The organism is Pseudomonas sp. MWU16-30317 (assembly GCF_020515695.1).
Classification (GTDB): domain Bacteria; phylum Pseudomonadota; class Gammaproteobacteria; order Pseudomonadales; family Pseudomonadaceae; genus Aquipseudomonas.
In genome coordinates this window covers 239,353-255,630 of the sequence record NZ_JAIWJA010000002.1, presented here as the reverse complement: position 1 = coordinate 255,630, position 16,278 = coordinate 239,353, and the positions used below count along the sequence as shown (strand labels likewise).

14 protein-coding genes are annotated in these 16,278 nt (G+C 61.6%); 3 read left to right on the top strand and 11 right to left on the bottom strand.

Annotated elements, in window-relative coordinates; all coding sequences use genetic code 11:
* Positions 1–5 precede the first annotated feature (5 nt).
* On the bottom strand, positions 6–716 hold the full coding sequence (pgl, locus tag LIX93_RS05885) for a 6-phosphogluconolactonase (RefSeq protein ID WP_226503077.1): 711 nt from the start codon (positions 714–716) through the stop codon (positions 6–8).
* Positions 703–2,172, bottom strand: coding sequence for a glucose-6-phosphate dehydrogenase (gene zwf, locus LIX93_RS05880; RefSeq protein ID WP_226503076.1), 1,470 nt, complete (start codon positions 2,170–2,172; stop codon positions 703–705). The genes pgl and zwf overlap by 14 nt, the downstream gene beginning before the upstream one ends.
* Before the next feature lie 202 nt (positions 2,173–2,374).
* Between zwf and LIX93_RS05875 the strand changes: the two genes are divergently transcribed.
* A complete protein-coding gene (locus LIX93_RS05875; protein ID WP_226503075.1) occupies positions 2,375–3,235 on the top strand; it encodes a MurR/RpiR family transcriptional regulator in 861 nt (286 codons plus the stop codon).
* A 103-nt stretch (positions 3,236–3,338) separates the two neighbouring features.
* Here the strand turns inward: LIX93_RS05875 and LIX93_RS05870 are convergent, their stop codons facing one another.
* The 9 genes from LIX93_RS05870 to edd form a co-directional block, all read right to left on the bottom strand.
* Entirely contained in the window at positions 3,339–4,700 is a 1,362-nt protein-coding gene (locus tag LIX93_RS05870) for a carbohydrate porin (protein WP_226503074.1), read from the bottom strand.
* A gap of 100 nt (positions 4,701–4,800) precedes the next feature.
* The gene (locus LIX93_RS05865) at positions 4,801–5,961 is read right to left on the bottom strand and encodes an ABC transporter ATP-binding protein (RefSeq protein ID WP_226503073.1); all 1,161 of its coding nucleotides are present in this window, start codon (positions 5,959–5,961) and stop codon (positions 4,801–4,803) included.
* Between the two features lie 3 nt (positions 5,962–5,964).
* The gene (locus tag LIX93_RS05860; protein WP_226503072.1) at positions 5,965–6,810 is read right to left on the bottom strand and encodes a carbohydrate ABC transporter permease; all 846 of its coding nucleotides are present in this window, start codon (positions 6,808–6,810) and stop codon (positions 5,965–5,967) included.
* Positions 6,803–7,711, bottom strand: coding sequence for a sugar ABC transporter permease (locus tag LIX93_RS05855; protein ID WP_226503071.1), 909 nt, complete (start codon positions 7,709–7,711; stop codon positions 6,803–6,805). Before LIX93_RS05855 ends, LIX93_RS05860 begins: the two co-directional genes overlap by 8 nt.
* A 199-nt stretch (positions 7,712–7,910) precedes the next feature.
* Positions 7,911–9,197: an ABC transporter substrate-binding protein gene (locus tag LIX93_RS05850; protein ID WP_226503070.1), complete on the bottom strand. Its 1,287-nt coding sequence runs from the start codon at positions 9,195–9,197 to the stop codon at positions 7,911–7,913.
* Between the two features lie 162 nt (positions 9,198–9,359).
* Positions 9,360–10,775 (bottom strand): ATP-binding protein, encoded by a 1,416-nt coding sequence (locus tag LIX93_RS05845; RefSeq protein ID WP_275948747.1) that lies wholly within the window; start codon positions 10,773–10,775, stop codon positions 9,360–9,362.
* Between the two features lie 46 nt (positions 10,776–10,821).
* Positions 10,822–11,550: a response regulator transcription factor gene (locus LIX93_RS05840; RefSeq protein WP_226503069.1), complete on the bottom strand. Its 729-nt coding sequence runs from the start codon at positions 11,548–11,550 to the stop codon at positions 10,822–10,824.
* A 74-nt stretch (positions 11,551–11,624) separates the two neighbouring features.
* The gene (locus LIX93_RS05835; RefSeq protein ID WP_226503068.1) at positions 11,625–12,578 is read right to left on the bottom strand and encodes a glucokinase; all 954 of its coding nucleotides are present in this window, start codon (positions 12,576–12,578) and stop codon (positions 11,625–11,627) included.
* Positions 12,575–14,401 carry a phosphogluconate dehydratase gene (gene edd / locus LIX93_RS05830; RefSeq protein ID WP_226503067.1) on the bottom strand — a complete coding sequence of 609 codons (1,827 nt, stop codon included), beginning with the start codon at positions 14,399–14,401 and terminating at the stop codon, positions 12,575–12,577. Before edd ends, LIX93_RS05835 begins: the two co-directional genes overlap by 4 nt.
* A gap of 266 nt (positions 14,402–14,667) precedes the next feature.
* On the opposite strand from edd, the gene gap reads away from it, so the two are divergent.
* Positions 14,668–15,669, top strand: a complete 1,002-nt coding sequence (gap, locus tag LIX93_RS05825; protein WP_226503066.1) for a type I glyceraldehyde-3-phosphate dehydrogenase — start codon at positions 14,668–14,670, stop codon at positions 15,667–15,669.
* Between the two features lie 90 nt (positions 15,670–15,759).
* Positions 15,760–16,278 carry a sigma-70 family RNA polymerase sigma factor gene (locus LIX93_RS05820; RefSeq protein WP_226503065.1) on the top strand — a complete coding sequence of 173 codons (519 nt, stop codon included), beginning with the start codon at positions 15,760–15,762 and terminating at the stop codon, positions 16,276–16,278.

Genomic DNA, 16,278 nt, shown 5'->3' with positions numbered 1-16,278 from the left:
TTGGCTCATGGGCACCAGTAGATTTCCAACGGGGATTGCAAAAAGGCACGCACCGGCATGGTGGCTTCATCGCCACTCGCGGCCGTGCGCAAAGTATCAAGTTTGCCCTGTCCGGAAATGGACAGCAGCGGGTGCCGGGCGCTGGCCAGCAGCGCGCGGCTCATGCTCAAGCGTTGATGGGGTACGGTCGGCGCCAGCATCGGCCAGCAGCGACGAGTACCCTGCGGGTCAAGCGCCTGGGTCAGGTTCGGGCTGTTCGGGAACAGCGAGGCGGTATGACCGTCGTCGCCCATGCCCAGCACCAGCACGTCGATGGCCGGCAGCTCGGCCAGCGCTTCGTCAGCGGCCAGCGCGGCCTTTTCCTGACTCTCGGCGGAGCGGTACAGGCCGATGAATTTCGCCTTGGCCACCGCGCCTACCAGCAGGTAACGACGCAGCAGCGCTTCGTTGCTGTCGACGTGCTCGACCGGCACCCAGCGTTCGTCCGCCAAGGTGATCACCACCTTGGACCAGTCCAGCGGCAGGCGTACCAGATGCTGGAACAACGCAATCGGGCTCTTGCCCCCGGAGACCACCAGCGTGGCCACGCCGCGAGCCTCGATGGCTTCGCGCAGTTGCCCCACCACACGCTCGGCCAACGCCTCGGCCAGTAACGGCGCGCTGGGGAATTCCTGGGTGCTTACACCCTGGGGCAGTTGCAGTTCAGATATCGCCATACCAAGACCTCCCATCGCGGGTAATCAGTGCAATCGAGCTCATCGGCCCCCACGACCCGGCCGCGTACGGCTTGGGCGCATCGGCGGATTTCTTCCACCCGGCGATCAGCTGATCACACCATTTCCACGCGTATTCGATTTCATCTTTACGGACAAACAGGTTCTGATTGCCCTTCATCACTTCCAGCAGCAGACGCTCATAGGCATCTGGAGTACGGCCGCCGCGATTAGTGTCGGAAAAATTCAGTTGCAACGGACCGCTACGCAATTGCATGCCCTTGTCCAGGCCCTGCTCCTTGGTCATTACCCGCAACGAAATGCTTTCATCCGGTTGCAGGCGAATGATCAGTTTGTTGCCGATCTGCAGGCGCTGTTCAGGAGCGAAGATGTAATGCGGCGGCTCCTTGAAATGGATAACGATCTGCGACAGCTTTTGCGGCATGCGCTTGCCGGTACGCAGATAGAACGGCACCCCGGCCCAGCGCCAGTTGCGGATATCGGCACGCAGGGCGACGAAGGTTTCGGTATCGCTCTGGGTGTTGGAGTTTTCTTCCTCCAGGTAACCCGGGACCGGCTTGCCCTCGGCGTAGCCAGCGATGTACTGACCGCGCACCACTTGAGTGTTCAGGCCGTCGGAGGTGATCGGCGCCAAGGCCTTGAGCACCTTGACCTTCTCGTCGCGGATACTGTCGGCGGAGAGGTCCGCCGGCGGGTCCATGGCGATCAGGCACAGCAGCTGCAACAGGTGGTTCTGGATCATGTCGCGCAGTTGGCCAGCCTTGTCGAAGTAGCCCCAGCGGCCCTCGATACCGACCTTTTCGGCCACGGTGATCTCCACGTGGGAGATGGAATTCTGGTTCCACTGGGTTTCGAAGAGGCTGTTGGCAAAGCGCAGGGCGATGAGGTTCTGTACCGTCTCCTTGCCCAGATAATGGTCGATCCGATAGACGCGGTTTTCCGGAAAATACTGCGCCACCGCATCGTTGACCCGGCGTGACGATTCCAGGTCATGGCCGATGGGTTTTTCCAGCACGGCACGGGTACGCTCGGTCAGCCCGGCCTTGGCCAGGTTCTCGCAGATAGCACCATAGACCGCTGCCGGGGTCGCGAAATAGGCGATCAGTTGGTCGACATCGCCCACCACTTCGGCCAGCGCGTAGTAGTCGTTGACCTCGAGAAAGTCCACATGCACGTAGCTCAGACGCGCCAGGAAACGCTTGAGCGGTGCCTCTTCGATCTGCGCTTCGCCGACGAAGCTGCGCAAGCGCGACTCGATGTTCGCCAGGTGCTCGTCCACCGTACCGGCTTCACGCGACAGCGCCAGAATGCGCGTTTCTGCGTGCAACAGCTCGGCTCTGTCCAGCTGGTACAACGCCGGGAACAGTTTGCGCAGTGCCAGGTCGCCAAGGGCGCCGAACAGGGCAAATGTGCAAGGGTCTGCAGGGTTCGAGAGCATGATGTTTTTTCTTTTATCAAGTTGAAGTAGAAATACCGTTTTCAACGGCGATTTTCAAGGTAAATGTAGTAATAACCACAACATTTGGCCGCTTTACCAGATTCAAGTGGTGATCCCAGTGGGCCATCAGTACGATAGACCACCCTGACGACAGCCTCATGGCAGATGCCCAACGGCTGTTTTCCCCCAACCAGGAGACACCATGGACCGCGCGCGAAACCTTCTGGAGCAGATCAAAGGTCGCCTGGAAGAGCTCAACAAGGCCGAGCGCAAGGTGGCCGAAGCCATCTTGCTCAACCCTCAGCAGGCCACACGCTTCAGTATCGCCGCCTTGGCTCAGGCGGCCAAGGTCAGCGAACCGACCGTCAACCGCTTTTGCCGCTCGTTCGGGGTCAGTGGTTATCCCGAACTCAAGCTGCAACTGGCCCAGAGCCTGGCCAGCGGCGCCGCTTATGTAAGCCGCGCCGTAGAGGAGGATGACGACCCGGCGGCCTATACGCAAAAAATCTTTGCCAGCGCCATCGCCTCGCTGGACAGCGCCTGCCAGCAATTGGACCCGGCGCTGGTCAGCCGCGCCGTCGACATGATGATCCAGGCGCGGCAGATCCACTTCTTCGGCCTCGGCGCTTCGGCGCCGGTGGCCATGGATGCGCAGCACAAGTTCTTCCGCTTCAACCTGGCGGTCACCGCCCACGCCGACGTGCTGATGCAGCGCATGCTCGCATCGGTGGCCCATACCGGCGAGCTGTTCGTGATCATTTCCTACACCGGGCGTACCCGCGAGCTGGTGGAAGTGGCGCGCACGGCGCGGGAAAACGGCGCATCAGTGCTGGGCTTGACGGCCATGAACTCGCCGCTGGCACAGGCTTGCTCGATGAGCTTGAACATCCCGCTGCCCGAAGATACCGACATCTACATGCCGATGACCTCGCGCATCATTCAGTTAACCGTACTCGATGTGCTGGCCACAGGCATGACCCTGCGTCGCGGCACTGACTTCCAGCCGCATTTGCGCAAGATCAAAGAGAGTTTGAACGCCAGCCGCTATCCGGCGGAGGAGTGAATAGCAGGCTCACCGCGTAACGGCCTTCGCGGGCAAGCCTTGCTCGCGAAGGGGCCATCGAGACGAACGGGGAAGGGATTGCCCCTCCCCCGCTTTTACATCCTCAGAAGCTCGACTGAATCTTCAACCCGGCAACGATGGCATCGTCGACCTTGTCGATACCGCCAGGGTGCTTCACGTACTGCAGGTTGGGCCGCACGGTAAGCCAGTTGGCCAGGTGGAAGCCGTAGTAGATCTCGGCGTTGTACTCGGTGCTCTGCACCGGCAGGTAGCCTGGGTTGTCATAGTCGGTGATACCGCTCAAATCATTGACCAGACGGCGTTGATCCTGGGCGTCGTCGTTGACGTGGATACGCGCCACACCGATACCGATATCATCCTTGGGACGCGCATCGAACGGGCCCTTGTAGGTGAAACCGAACTGCTGGTAGTTATCGATGTAGTTGGTGGCCTTGTCGTGCACCGTGGCGTTGGCGAAGATGCTCAGGCCGCGGTTCTTGTCACCGTTGTGCGTGGTCAGCTGTTGCTGCGCCACGACCCACCAGCCGTGCTTGCTGTCGTGAGACTTGTATGCACCGCCGGAGATCGGCTGGGCCTGACCGTCGGCGCCTTCGTAGACATCGTCAGCTTGCGCCGAGCTCTTGTAGTAGCCCACACGGTATTCGCCGGGCAAGTCGTTGACCTTCGGCGTCCATACCAGTTCGACCGGCAACAGCACGCCCTTGGTACCGCTACCGCTGAGTTTGAAGCCGTTCTGGCGATCCAGGTTCGACGGATTCTGCTCGAACGCACCGATCTGCGCGTAGACGTCCGGCGTCAGGTGATACTTGACGCGCAACGCCCACTGGCTGACCGGCCAGTTGTACCAGACGCTACCGGCCCAGTTACCCACCTGCGAACCGCAGAAGGCCAGATTCTGGAAGTCGCACGGGAAGCTGTTGAACTCCTCGCCCGGGCCGAAGCGGCCGACTTTGACGTCCAGCGCGCCGTCGAAGTATTTCTGCTTGATCCACATCTGGGTCAGGCGGTAGGTCTGGCCGCGCCCCCATACCTCTTGGGACGAGCTGAAGGTGCCGCCACGCGGGTCGCCGATCCGATCGTTGGAAATGTTGCGACCACTACGCTCGGTGATGGTGATCTTGGCTTCGGCGTCGTTCCAGCCGAGGATTTTCTGCAGATCGAACTTCACGCCCAGGGCGAACTGGTCGCTGTAGCGCGCCGTGGTGTCGTGGTCGTAGCCGCCCTTGAGGTTGCTGCCGACTTCGCCCACGTACTCCAGGGAAAAATCGTAGCCCTTGTTCAGCAGCTCGGTACGCGTGCCGCCCCAGTCGCCGGACATCCATGGCGAATTGGCGTCAAACGCGTCGGTCGCCTGGGCCGTGCCCGCAAGCCCCAACGCTCCGAGCATCGACAGCCGCCCGATCAACTGCAATCTGGCGGGTGCCTTGGTGGTGTACTTGTTCATCCTTTGCGTCCTCGTTTTATTGTTATTAGCCCCAACCCTTCAAGCCGGGGCGTGCTGCAGTGACAACTCGATGGGCAAATGACAGGCCATTCGCCGGTTTTCAACGACCCTTGAACTGCGCGACGTTACCGGCGCGGGGTGCAGACTGCGGCTGGCCGACAACCCCCAGACGTTCACCGCTCTTGGCGTCGAACAGCAACACCTTGCTCGGATCGAACTGCAGGTTGAGGGTCTCGCCTACCTGTGGCGCCATGTCCGGTGCCAGGCGGCAACAGACTTTGGTCTGATTGAGCGTGACGAACACCAGGGTGTCCGGCCCAGTGGGTTCGATGACCTGCACTTCGGCGCGAATGCTTGGCAACTCGCTGGCATCACTGCCCACCAGGCCGATCTGCTCCGGGCGCATGCCGAGGATCACTTCGCGATCCTCGAGGCCGGCCTCGTCGATGCCCAGGGCCAGTTCGCAACGCGCCTGGCCGCTGTCGAGCAGCGCCACGAGGCGGCCGTCCTGGCGTTGCAGGCGCAGGGGAATGAAGTTCATCGGCGGCGAACCGATGAAACTGGCGACGAACAGATTGGCCGGATCGTTGTAGATGTCCTTGGGCGTTCCGAATTGCTGGATGATGCCGTCCTTCATCACCGCCACCTTGTCGCCCAGCGTCATGGCCTCGATCTGGTCGTGGGTGACGTACACGGTGGTGGTCTTGAGACGCTGGTGCATCAGTTTCATTTCAGTGCGCATTTCTACCCGCAGCTTGGCGTCCAGGTTGGACAGCGGCTCGTCGAACAGATAGATCTTCGGCCGCCGCGCCAACGCGCGGCCCATGGCCACACGCTGCTGCTGGCCACCGGACAGCTGGCCCGGTTTGCGGCCCAGCAGGTGCTCGATCTGCAACAGCTTGGCGACTCGGGCGACTTCTTCTTCGATGGCCGCCGGGGCCATCTTGCGAATCTTCAGGCCGAAGGCGATGTTCTCGCGCACCGTCATGGTCGGGTACAGCGCATAGGACTGGAACACCATGGCGATGTCGCGATCCTTGGGGCTCATGCCGCTGATGTCGCTGTCATCCACCAGGATCGCGCCGCCGGAGATATTCTCCAGGCCCGCGATGCAGTTCATCAGGGTGGATTTCCCACAACCGGACGGGCCGACCAGAATCAAGAACTCACCGTCGTTGATCTTCAGTTCGATATTTTTCAAGGTGTCCGGCAAACCGCTGCCGTAGGTCTTGTTTACATTGCGCAGTTCAAGCGTTGCCATGTTCTACCCCTTGACCGCGCCGGCAGCGAGCCCACGCAGGAAATACTTGCCCGCCAGTACATACACCAGCAGTGTCGGCAGCCCGGCGATCATCGCCGCGGCCATGTCTACGTTGTATTCCTTGACCCCGGTGCTGGTGTTGACCAGGTTGTTGAGCGCCACCGTGATCGGCTGCACGTCACCACTGGCGAACACCACGCCGAACAGGAAGTCGTTCCATATCTGGGTGAACTGCCAGATCAGGCAGACCATGATGATAGGGATCGACATCGGCAACAGGATCTTGTTGAAGATGGTAAAAAACCCAGCCCCGTCCAGCCGCGCCGCCGCCACCAAGGCACCCGGCACGCTGGTGTAGTAGTTGCGGAAAAACAGCGTGGTGAAGGCCAGGCCGTACACGATGTGCACCAACACCAGGCCCGTGGTGGTGTTGGCCAGGCCCAGCTTGCCGAGGGTGAAGGACGCCGGCAGCAGGACGGTCTGGAACGGCAGAAAGCAGCCGAACAGCAGCAGGCCGAAAAACAATTGCGAGCCGCGGAAGCGCCACATCGACAGCACGTAGCCGTTGAGCGCGCCGATGAAGGTCGAAATCAATACGGCCGGTACGGTGATCCTCACTGAGTTCCAGAAATACCCGCCGACCGTGTCCCAGGCCTTGATCCAGCCAATGCCGGTGACCACGGCCGGCCAGCTGAGCAGATTGCCGGTGCGGATATCGTCGGGCGACTTGAAGCTGGTCAGCAGCATGACCACCAGCGGCACCAGATACACCGCCGCAGCAATCAGCAGAACGGTGTAGATGGCCACGCGACTGAGGCTCAGCGGCGTGCGTTGTGGACGATCACTCATGGCGCTTGCCTCGCAGTTCGGAGTACAGGTACGGCACCAGGATCGTCAGGATCGCGCACAACATCAGAATCGCACTGGCCGAGCCCATGGCCATCTGGCCGCGGCTGAAGGTGAAGGAATACATGAACATCGCTGGCAGGTCCGAGGAGTAGCCGGGGCCGCCTGCGGTCATCGCCGCCACCAGGTCGAAACTCTTGATGGCGATGTGCGCGAGGATCATGAAGGCACTGAAGAATACCGGGCGCAGGCTGGGCAGCACGATGCGCAGATAGATGGTGGGCAAGCTGGCGCCATCGACCTGAGCGGCGCGGATGATCGACTGATCGACACCCCGCAGTCCGGCCAGGAACAACGCCATGACGAACCCCGACGACTGCCACACGGCAGCGATCACCAGGCAATACACCACGCGGCTCGGGTCGACCAGCCAGTCCATGCGAAAACCGTCCCAGCCCCAGTCACGGAGCATCTTGTCGAGGCCCAGGCCGGGGTTGAGCAACCACTTCCAGGCGGTGCCGGTGACGATCATCGACAGTGCCATGGGGTACAGGTAAATCGTGCGAATGAAGCCTTCGCGGCGAATGCGTTGGTCGAGCAGTACGGCCAGGAACACGCCAAGCACCAGGCTGATGGCGATGAACAGGAAGCCGAATACCGCGAGGTTCTTGCTGGCGACCCACCAGCGATCGTTGTCCCAGAGCCGAGCGTATTGCGCCAGGCCGACCCACTTGTACGTGGGCATGAAGCTGGAGCTGGTGAAGGAAATCACCGCCGTCCAGAGGATGTAACCGTAGAAGCCGATCAGCACGATCAGCATGCTGGGCGCCAAGACCAGCTTGGGCAGCCAGCGTTGCAGCGCGTCGAACGGCGAAGCTTTGCTGGACACAGCGACAGAGCTCATCAACGTGATCCCGTAGTCAAACCAAATAGAACCTGCCGGACGTTCCCCTGCATCCCCCTACAGGATGCAAGCGAGTGAAAGCTCCGACAGGGGTGAACTGGGTGCGTGGCTTGCTTGCCCTTCGCGAGCAATCTTTGCGCCCACAGGTGCCTGTGGGAGCAAGGCTTGCCCGCGAAGGAGTCGCCACCGCTCCTGAGCCTTACTGAGCCGCCTTGATCGACGCCGCCAGCTTCTTCGCGGTTTCCTGCGGATCGGCTTTCGGATCGTTGATGTAGTTGGTCACCGTATCGAAGATCGCGCCTTGCACGGCCAGGTTGGTGGCCATGTTGTGCGCCATGCTCGGCTGCAGGCCGCCGGTCTTGTCGTCGGCGAGGAAGTCCTTGGCGGCGGTCTGGGCGCAGGAGTCGAAGCCGTACTTGCTCATGTCGTTCAACATGTCGGTACGCACCGGGATCGAGCCCTTGTTGATGCTGAAGACTTTCTGGAAGTCTATGCCCAGCGCGACTTTGGCCAGATCTTGCTGGGCCGCCGTGGTGGTCTTGTCCTTCTGGCTGAACATGGCCAGCGAGTCGATGTTGTAGGTGAAGGCATTCTGGGTGCCCGGGAACGGCACGCACTCGTAGTCCTTGCCAGCGACCTTGTGCGCCGCGGTCCATTCGCTCTTGGCCCAGTCGCCCATCATCTGCATGCCGGCCTTGCCATTGATCACGTCGGCAGCGGCGATGTTCCAGTCACGCCCGGCGCGATTGGGGTCCATGTAGGTGGCGACTTTCTTCAGTTCGGTGAAGGCCTTGACCATCTCCGGGCCGGTGAGGGTTTTCTGGTCGAGGTCGACGAAGGCCTTCTTGAAGCCCTCCGGGCCCATGACCGAGAGCACCACGTCTTCGTAGACGGTGCTGTCCTGCCATGGCTGGCCGCCATGCGCCAGGGCGATGAAGCCCGCCGCCTTGAGCTTGTCGCCGGCGGCATAGAATTCTTCGAGGGTGGTCGGCGCCTTGGCGATCCCGGCCTTCTTGAACACCTCAGGGTTGATCCACAGCCAGTTGACGCGGTGGATGTTCACCGGCACGGCCACGTAGTTGCCTTCGTACTTGACGGTGTCGGAGACTTTCTTCGACAGCAGGCTGTCCCACTTCTCGTCCTTGGCGACCTCCTTCAATGCGTCGGTGTCGAGCAAGCCGGTGCTGGCCCACTCCTGAATATCCGGGCCCTTGATCTGCGCGGCACCCGGTGGGTTGCCCGCCACGGCGCGGCTCTTCAGCACGGTCATGGCAGTCGCACCGCCACCGCCTGCGACGGCGCCGTCCTTCCAGGTGAAGCCGTCTTTTTCGACTTGGGCTTTAAGGACATCGACCGCTGCCTTTTCACCACCGGACGTCCACCAGTGAACGACCTCTACAGTGCCTTTGGAATCGGCAGCGAGGGCGCTGAGCGGGAACAAGGAAGCCAGGGAAACGACAGTAGCGAGGCGAGAAATCGCATTCATTTGATTACCTTTCTTGTTGTTATACCGGGGCAAGTCTGTGCTTGCGCTGCGAGGAGTCTAAACAGGATTCGGCAAAACGCACGTAACGAATCGCTGTGGGAATGTCACCATGCTGTGACATTTGCGTTGAGGCTGCCCGCGAAGGCCGTCAGTGATCGCCCATCACCCCCTCGGTAACACCAAGGTGACGCGCAAACCACCTTCACGCAGATTCTGCAGCGTCACCTCCCCCCCATGGCTATGGGCGATATTGCGCGCAATCCCCAGCCCCAGGCCATAGCCCTGCTGACCGCCGGCCAGGCGAAAGTGCGGTTCGAACACCTGCTCCAGGCGCTGCTCCGGCACGCCGGGGCCTTCGTCGTCGACATGCAGGGTAAAGACCTTGCCGCCATCCTCGATGCGCACATGGGCACGCTTGCCGTACTTCCTGGCGTTATCGATCAGGTTGCCGATACAGCGCTTGAGCGCCAGCGGCTTGCCCGAATACGGCCTGCGCGCCCGGCCATCGAGGGTCACGGTGCCGTTGCCCAAGGGCGACAGAAACGGCTCGACCAAGCAGTCGAGTACGTGGTTGAGGTCCACCGGCTCGATGTTTTCGTGGATATCGGTGTCCTTCACGCATTGCAGCGCGCCCTTGACCAACAACTCCAACTCGTCGAGATCGCGGCTGAAGCGCGCCTCGAGATCCGGGTCTTCGAGCAGCTCGACACGCAAGCGCAAACGGGTGATGGGCGTGCGCAAATCATGGGAGATGGCACTGAACAACTGACTGCGCTCGGTGAGGTAGCGGCTGATGCGTTCGCGCATCGCGTTGAAGGCCCGGGCCACCTCCACCACCTCGCTGCCCCCGCCCTCGGTGATCGGCCCATCGACTGCGGGGCCATCCACCTCGGCGCCCAGCGACAACTCCCGCGCAGCCCGGGCCAGGCGCTTGAGGGGGCGACTTTGCCAGTGCACCAGCAGGCCGATGAACAACAGCAGGAAGGCGCTGGTCATGACGATAAAGGCCACCTGCTGCGCCGGCAGGCCTTGCTCCTCCAGACTGGTATAAGGCTCGGGCAGCAAGGAGGCGATGTACAGCCACTCGCCCTCCCCCAGTTCGATCTGGGTGACCAGGATCGGCGGATTGACCGGCTCCAGGGTCAAGGCGTAGTGGGCCCAGGAACGCGGCAGTTCTTCAAGCTTGAGGCCGCTGTTGAAGATGCGCAGATCATCGGGGGCCACGAATTGCACCGAGACATCCACCTGGTCGCCGAGCTTGGCGCGCAGGATTTCACCGACGCTGTCGATGACCGCGTCCTTGCGCGGCGTGCGCGGCAACACGTTCATGTCCAGAGGCTTGTCGTTGAGGGTCACCACGAAGCGCGTACCGCCCATGCTGCGCAGCTGCTCAAGGACCATCGGCCGGTAAGCCACCGGCAGCGAGCGAATGTAACTGACGCTGGCGACCATCGAATGAGCCAGGCTGCGGGCGCTGGTAACCAGGCCTTCGAGCTGGGTGGCGCGCAATTGCGCCACCCAGATCACACTCGACAACGCCTGGGCCAGTAGCACCGCCAGCAGGGTAAGCAGCAACATGCGCCCGAGCAGCGAGCGCGGCAGGCGTGGCTTGGGCAGGCGCAGTTCAGGCAGGCGCAACGCTGGCCGCCAGTTGATAGCCGCTGCCACGCACGGTGCGGATCAGCCGAGGCGGCTTGTCGATATCACGCAGGCGCTGACGCAGGCGGCTGACCGCCATGTCGACGATGCGATCCAGCGGCATCGGCTCGCGCCCGCGGGTGGCGTTGCCGATGGTGTCGCGATCGAGAATCTGCTGCGGATGATCGAGAAACAGCTTGAGCAAGGCGAAATCGGCCCCCGAAAGCACCACCTCTTCGCCATCGACGTGAAACAGCCGATGGCTGACCATGTCCAGGCGCCATTCGTCGAACGCCAGAACGTCGCTGCTGGCATTGGACGATTGACTGAACGAGCAGCGGCGCAGCAAGGCCTTGATGCGCGCTTGCAGTTCTCGGGGGCTGAAGGGTTTGCCCAGGTAGTCATCGGCACCCAGCTCCAGGCCGATGACCCGATCGGCCTCGTCGGAGCTGGCGGTGAGCATGATGATCGGCACCTGGCCATGACGCGGATGGGCCCGCGTCCAGCGACACAGGCTGAAGCCGTCTTCGTCGGGCAGCATCACATCGAGGATGACCAGATCGGTAGGGTCAGCGGCGTTCAGTGCTTCGCGAAAACCCCGTCCGTCCGCCGTTGTGCGCACGGCAAAGCCGGCACGACTGAGGTAGACCTGCAGCAGTTCGCGGATTTCCTGGTCGTCATCGACCAGCAGGATCGATTTGCCGGCAGTGCTCACATGACCGTCCTTGTGATTCGCTTATTGTTATCCGCCGGGTCGAAGCGCCCGGCTGTCTGGTGCTGATTAGACGCTCAAGCCAGGGTCTGTTGCAAGGCCACCCCAGCGCCCAGCAGGCCCGAGAACTCGGCGGTCACGACCCATACCGGAATGCCCTTGAAGTAATCGCTCATGCAGCCCTTGTCGGCGAAGCTTTGGGCAAAGCCGCTGGTAAGGAACAGCTTGAGGAAACGCGGGATCACGCCGCCGACGATATACACCCCGCCACGACCGCCCACGGTGAGGACATTGTTGCCCGCCACGCGGCCGAGGAAGCGGCAGAACTGCTCGACGGTGGCCAGCGCCACCGCTTCCCCCGCCAAGGCGCCTTCGCTGACTTCAGCCGGGGATTTGTGCGTGGGGGTATGGCCATCGACGGCGCAGATTGCCTGGTACAAGCGCAGCAGGCCGCCACCGCTGAGGATGGTTTCGGCACTGACATGGCCGATATCGGCCTCGATGTGCGCGCGCAGCTGCGACTCGCGCGCGTTGCCCACCGGCAGATCGACATGCCCGCCCTCGCCCGGCAACGCCAGCCAGTGCTCGCCCAGATTCATCAGGGTGCCCACACCCAGTCCGGTGCCAGGGCCGATGACCACGGCCGGGCGCGACGGGTCCGGATCGCCTTGGCAGACGGTCTGGTACTCATCGGGCTTGAGCCGGGTCATACCCAGGGCCATGGCGGTGAAGTCGTTGATCAGCGACAGGTGCTCGACCTGCAGGGTCGCGCAAAACGCCTTGCGGCTGATGCGCCAGTGGCTGTTGGTGAAACGGAATTCGTCGCCGCTGACCGGCCCGGCCACCGCCAGGCAGACCGCGCCGATATCGCCCTTGTTCAGACCGAGGTCCTGCAGATACACGCCAATGGCGTGCTCAGGGCTGGTGTAATCGGCGGTCGGGAAGACCCGAACCGAATGTAATTGTTGTTCTTCCCACAACGCGAAACGCGCGTTGGTACCACCGATATCACCTACCAGCGCCAGTTTCATTGCAGCGATTCCAAACTCGAAGTAAAGGCACAGGCACCTTGTTCTGCCGAGCTGAACGCCTGGCGCATAAAGCCAAACAGTTCACGTCCGCAGCCCACGCCATTGGCCAGGGTGCCGACTGCCGGGGTGCGCGCGGCCAGCGTCTGGGCGTCGACCAGCACCTGCAAGGTACCGGCGACGCCATCGACGCGAATGATATCGCCGTCTTCGACCAACGCCAATGGTCCACCGCTGGCAGCTTCGGGGCTGACATGGATGGCCGCCGGGATTTTGCCCGAAGCACCGGACATCCGCCCGTCGGTCACCAGCGCCACTTTGAAGCCGCGATCCTGCAGCACACCAAGGAAAGGCGTCATCTTGTGCAATTCAGGCATGCCGTTGGAGCGCGGCCCCTGGAAGCGCATCACCGCAACGAAATCCTTCTCCAGCTCGCCGGCCTTGAAGGCGTCGGCCAGCTCTTGCTGATCCTGGAACACCCGGCACGGCGCTTCGACCACCTGATTTTCCACCGCCACCGCCGAGACTTTCATCACCCCGCGACCGAGGTTGCCTTGCATCACTCGCAGACCGCCTTCGGCCGAGAACGGATTACGGACAGGGCGCAGGATAGTTTCGTCGAGGCTCTCGATCGGGCCGTCGCGCCACTCCAGTTTGCCTTCTACCAGGAACGGCTCCTGGGTATAGCGGCTCAGGCCACGCCCGGCCACGGTGTTGACGTCTTCATGGAGCAGCCCGGCTTCGAGTAGCTCGCGAATCAAGAATGCCATGCCGCCCGCGGCCTGGAAGTGGTTGATATCGGCCTTGCCGTTCGGATACACGTGGGACAGGGTCGGGACCACTTCGGACAAATCAGCCATGTCCTGCCAGGTCAGCTGGATGCCCGCAGCCATCGCGATGGCCGGCATGTGCAGCGTGTGGTTGGTCGAGCCGCCGGTGGCGTGCAGGGCAACGATGGAGTTGACCAGGGATTTTTCGTCGACGATCTCGCCCAATGGCATGAAGTTGCCGCTGGCCTTGGTCAGGCGCGTGACTTGATGTGCGGCCTCGTGAGTCAGGGCATCACGCAGCGGCGTATTGGGGTTGACGAACGAAGCGCCCGGCAAGTGCAGGCCCAGCACTTCCATCAACAACTGGTTGGTGTTGGCGGTGCCGTAGAAGGTGCAGGTGCCAGGGCTGTGATAAGACTTCATCTCCGACTCGAGCAGCTCTTCGCGGCTGGCCTTGCCTTCGGCGTAGCGCTGGCGCACGTCGGCCTTTTCCTTGTTGGAAATACCCGACGGCATCGGCCCGCCCGGGACGAAAATGGTCGGCAGATGGCCAAAACGCAGCGCGCCCATCATCAATCCCGGCACGATCTTGTCGCAGATCCCCAACAGCAGCGCGCCGTCGAACATGTTGTGCGACAACGCCACGGCGGTAGACAGCGCGATGGTTTCGCGGCTGGCCAGGCTCAGCTCCATGCCGGCTTCGCCCTGAGTCACACCATCGCACATGGCCGGCACGCCACCGGCGAACTGCCCGACCGAACCGATCTCACGCAGCGCCTGCTTGATCTGCGCCGGGTAGGTTTCGTAGGGCTGGTGGGCCGAGAGCATGTCGTTATACGACGACACGATGGCGATGTTGGCGGCGTTCATCATGCGCAGGGTGTGCTTGTCCTCGGGACCGCAACCGGCCACTCCGTGAGCAAAGTTGGCGCATTGCAATTTGCCACGCTGCGGACCGTCTGTAGCTGCCTCACGGATCAGCTGCAAGTAACGATCGCGTGTGGCACGGCTGCGGTTTATCAGCCGTTCGGTGACCTCGAGAACGCGGGGATGCATGGGAAAACTCCAGGCTTTTGGGGCGACCTCTGCGGCAGATTCACAAGTTTCACTCGTCGGGCCGATACAACGTCTAGGCTCGAAAAGGATCCAGAAAAGGTGCCGTACCGGTCACTCGTTGTAGATAGAACAAAATATTGCCATTAAAAAGGCTTGTTTTCTATTTCTATGCGAATAATCTTGTAATTCCAACAACAAAACCAGATTCAGTGTCCCGTGCGCTCGTGGCCCGATCACCTTACAATCTGTCTGACAGTAGGTACCCCATGACTATTCGCATCGCAATCAACGGTTTTGGACGCATCGGTCGTAACGTCCTCCGTGCACTGTATACCCAAGACTATCGCCAGCACCTGCAAGTCGTCGCCATCAACGATTTGGGTGACAGCAAGATCAACGCTCATCTGCTCAAGTACGACACCGTACACGGCACGTTCGACGCCACGGTAGAGCATGATGAAGAAAGTCTTACCGTCAATGGTGACCGTATTACGGTCAGCGCCATTCGCAATCCGGCCGAGCTGCCGTGGAAGGCCCAGCAGATCGATGTGGTATTCGAATGCACCGGTTTCTTCACCGACCGCGACAAGGCCGCCGCGCACCTGACAGCCGGTGCCCGCAAAGTGATTATCTCCGCACCGGCCAAGGGCGCCGATGCCACCGTTGTGTACGGCGTCAACCATAACGTGCTGCGCCAGTCGCACCAGATCATCTCCAACGCCTCGTGCACCACCAACTGCCTGGCCCCGGTCGCCCAGGTACTGCACCGCGAGCTGGGCATCGAGCAAGGCCTGATGACCACCATTCACGCCTATACCAACGACCAGAACCTGATCGACGTGTACCACACCGACCCGTACCGCGCGCGCTCGGCCACCCAGTCGATGATCCCGAGCAAGACCGGTGCCGCCGAGGCCGTGGGCCTGGTGCTGCCGGAACTGGCGGGCAAGCTGACCGGCATGTCGGTACGCGTACCGGTGATCAATGTGTCGCTGGTCGACCTGACCCTCAATGTCGGCAAACAGGCCAGCAGCGAAGAGATCAACGCGCTGCTCAAGCAGGCCAGTGAACAATCGAAGATTCTGGGCTACAACACCCTGCCGCTGGTCTCTACCGATTTCAATCACAACCCGCTGTCGTCGATCTTCGACGCCAATCACACCAAGACCAACGGCAAACTGGTCAAGGTCATGGCCTGGTACGACAACGAATGGGGTTTCTCCAACCGCATGCTCGACAACTGCCTGGCACTCTGCTCCGCCGAGTGACGATTTCCCCAGGTAAAGGTTCAGGCAACGCTTGACGCGAGTAGCGGATGATAAGCATTATCATCCGCTACCTCGTCGTTCGGTATTCCCGTGAGCCAGTCCCACTTCAACTCGGTGTTCATCGCCCAGCGCCTGGTGCTGCTGCGCACCTTGCAGCGCATGGTCGACAACCCCAGCACCGCCGAAGACCTGCTGCAGGAGACCTACCTGCGGGTCGCGCGGGCGCTGAACGAGCGCCCCATCACCCACCTGGAGCCGTTCGTGTTCCAGACCGCACGCAATCTGGCCCTCGATCACCTGCGCGCACGGCGCCTGCAGGAACGTACGCTGCTGGAAGATGTGTCTACAGATGTGCTACATAATGTTGCAGCGCCCGGAAGTTGCGCCGAAGATGCCGCCCATGCCGAGCAATTGCTGCAACGCCTGAGCAGCAGCCTGTCGAAGCTGAGCGAACGCCAGCAACGGATTTTCATCCTCAGCCGCCTGCAGGGTGCCAGCTATGTCGACATCGCCGAAGCGCTTCAGGTATCGGCCAGCACGGTGCAGAAGGAACTCAAATTGATCATGGCCATCTGCATGGGTATCGCCGAGCGCATGGAAGCGCCATGA

Excerpts from the sequence above, each read along its gene's own strand:
- pgl (WP_226503077.1), bottom strand. The coding sequence starts at position 716 with ATGGCGATATCTGAACTGCAACTGCCCCAGGGTGTAAGCACCCAGGAA.
- zwf (WP_226503076.1), bottom strand. The coding sequence starts at position 2,172 with ATGCTCTCGAACCCTGCAGACCCTTGCACATTTGCCCTGTTCGGCGCC.
- LIX93_RS05875 (WP_226503075.1), top strand. The coding sequence starts at position 2,375 with ATGGACCGCGCGCGAAACCTTCTGGAGCAGATCAAAGGTCGCCTGGAA.
- LIX93_RS05870 (WP_226503074.1), bottom strand. The coding sequence starts at position 4,700 with ATGAACAAGTACACCACCAAGGCACCCGCCAGATTGCAGTTGATCGGG.
- LIX93_RS05865 (WP_226503073.1), bottom strand. The coding sequence starts at position 5,961 with ATGGCAACGCTTGAACTGCGCAATGTAAACAAGACCTACGGCAGCGGT.
- LIX93_RS05860 (WP_226503072.1), bottom strand. The coding sequence starts at position 6,810 with ATGAGTGATCGTCCACAACGCACGCCGCTGAGCCTCAGTCGCGTGGCC.
- LIX93_RS05855 (WP_226503071.1), bottom strand. The coding sequence starts at position 7,711 with ATGAGCTCTGTCGCTGTGTCCAGCAAAGCTTCGCCGTTCGACGCGCTG.
- LIX93_RS05850 (WP_226503070.1), bottom strand. The coding sequence starts at position 9,197 with ATGAATGCGATTTCTCGCCTCGCTACTGTCGTTTCCCTGGCTTCCTTG.
- LIX93_RS05845 (WP_275948747.1), bottom strand. The coding sequence starts at position 10,775 with ATGTTGCTGCTTACCCTGCTGGCGGTGCTACTGGCCCAGGCGTTGTCG.
- LIX93_RS05835 (WP_226503068.1), bottom strand. The coding sequence starts at position 12,578 with ATGAAACTGGCGCTGGTAGGTGATATCGGTGGTACCAACGCGCGTTTC.
- edd (WP_226503067.1), bottom strand. The coding sequence starts at position 14,401 with ATGCATCCCCGCGTTCTCGAGGTCACCGAACGGCTGATAAACCGCAGC.
- gap (WP_226503066.1), top strand. The coding sequence starts at position 14,668 with ATGACTATTCGCATCGCAATCAACGGTTTTGGACGCATCGGTCGTAAC.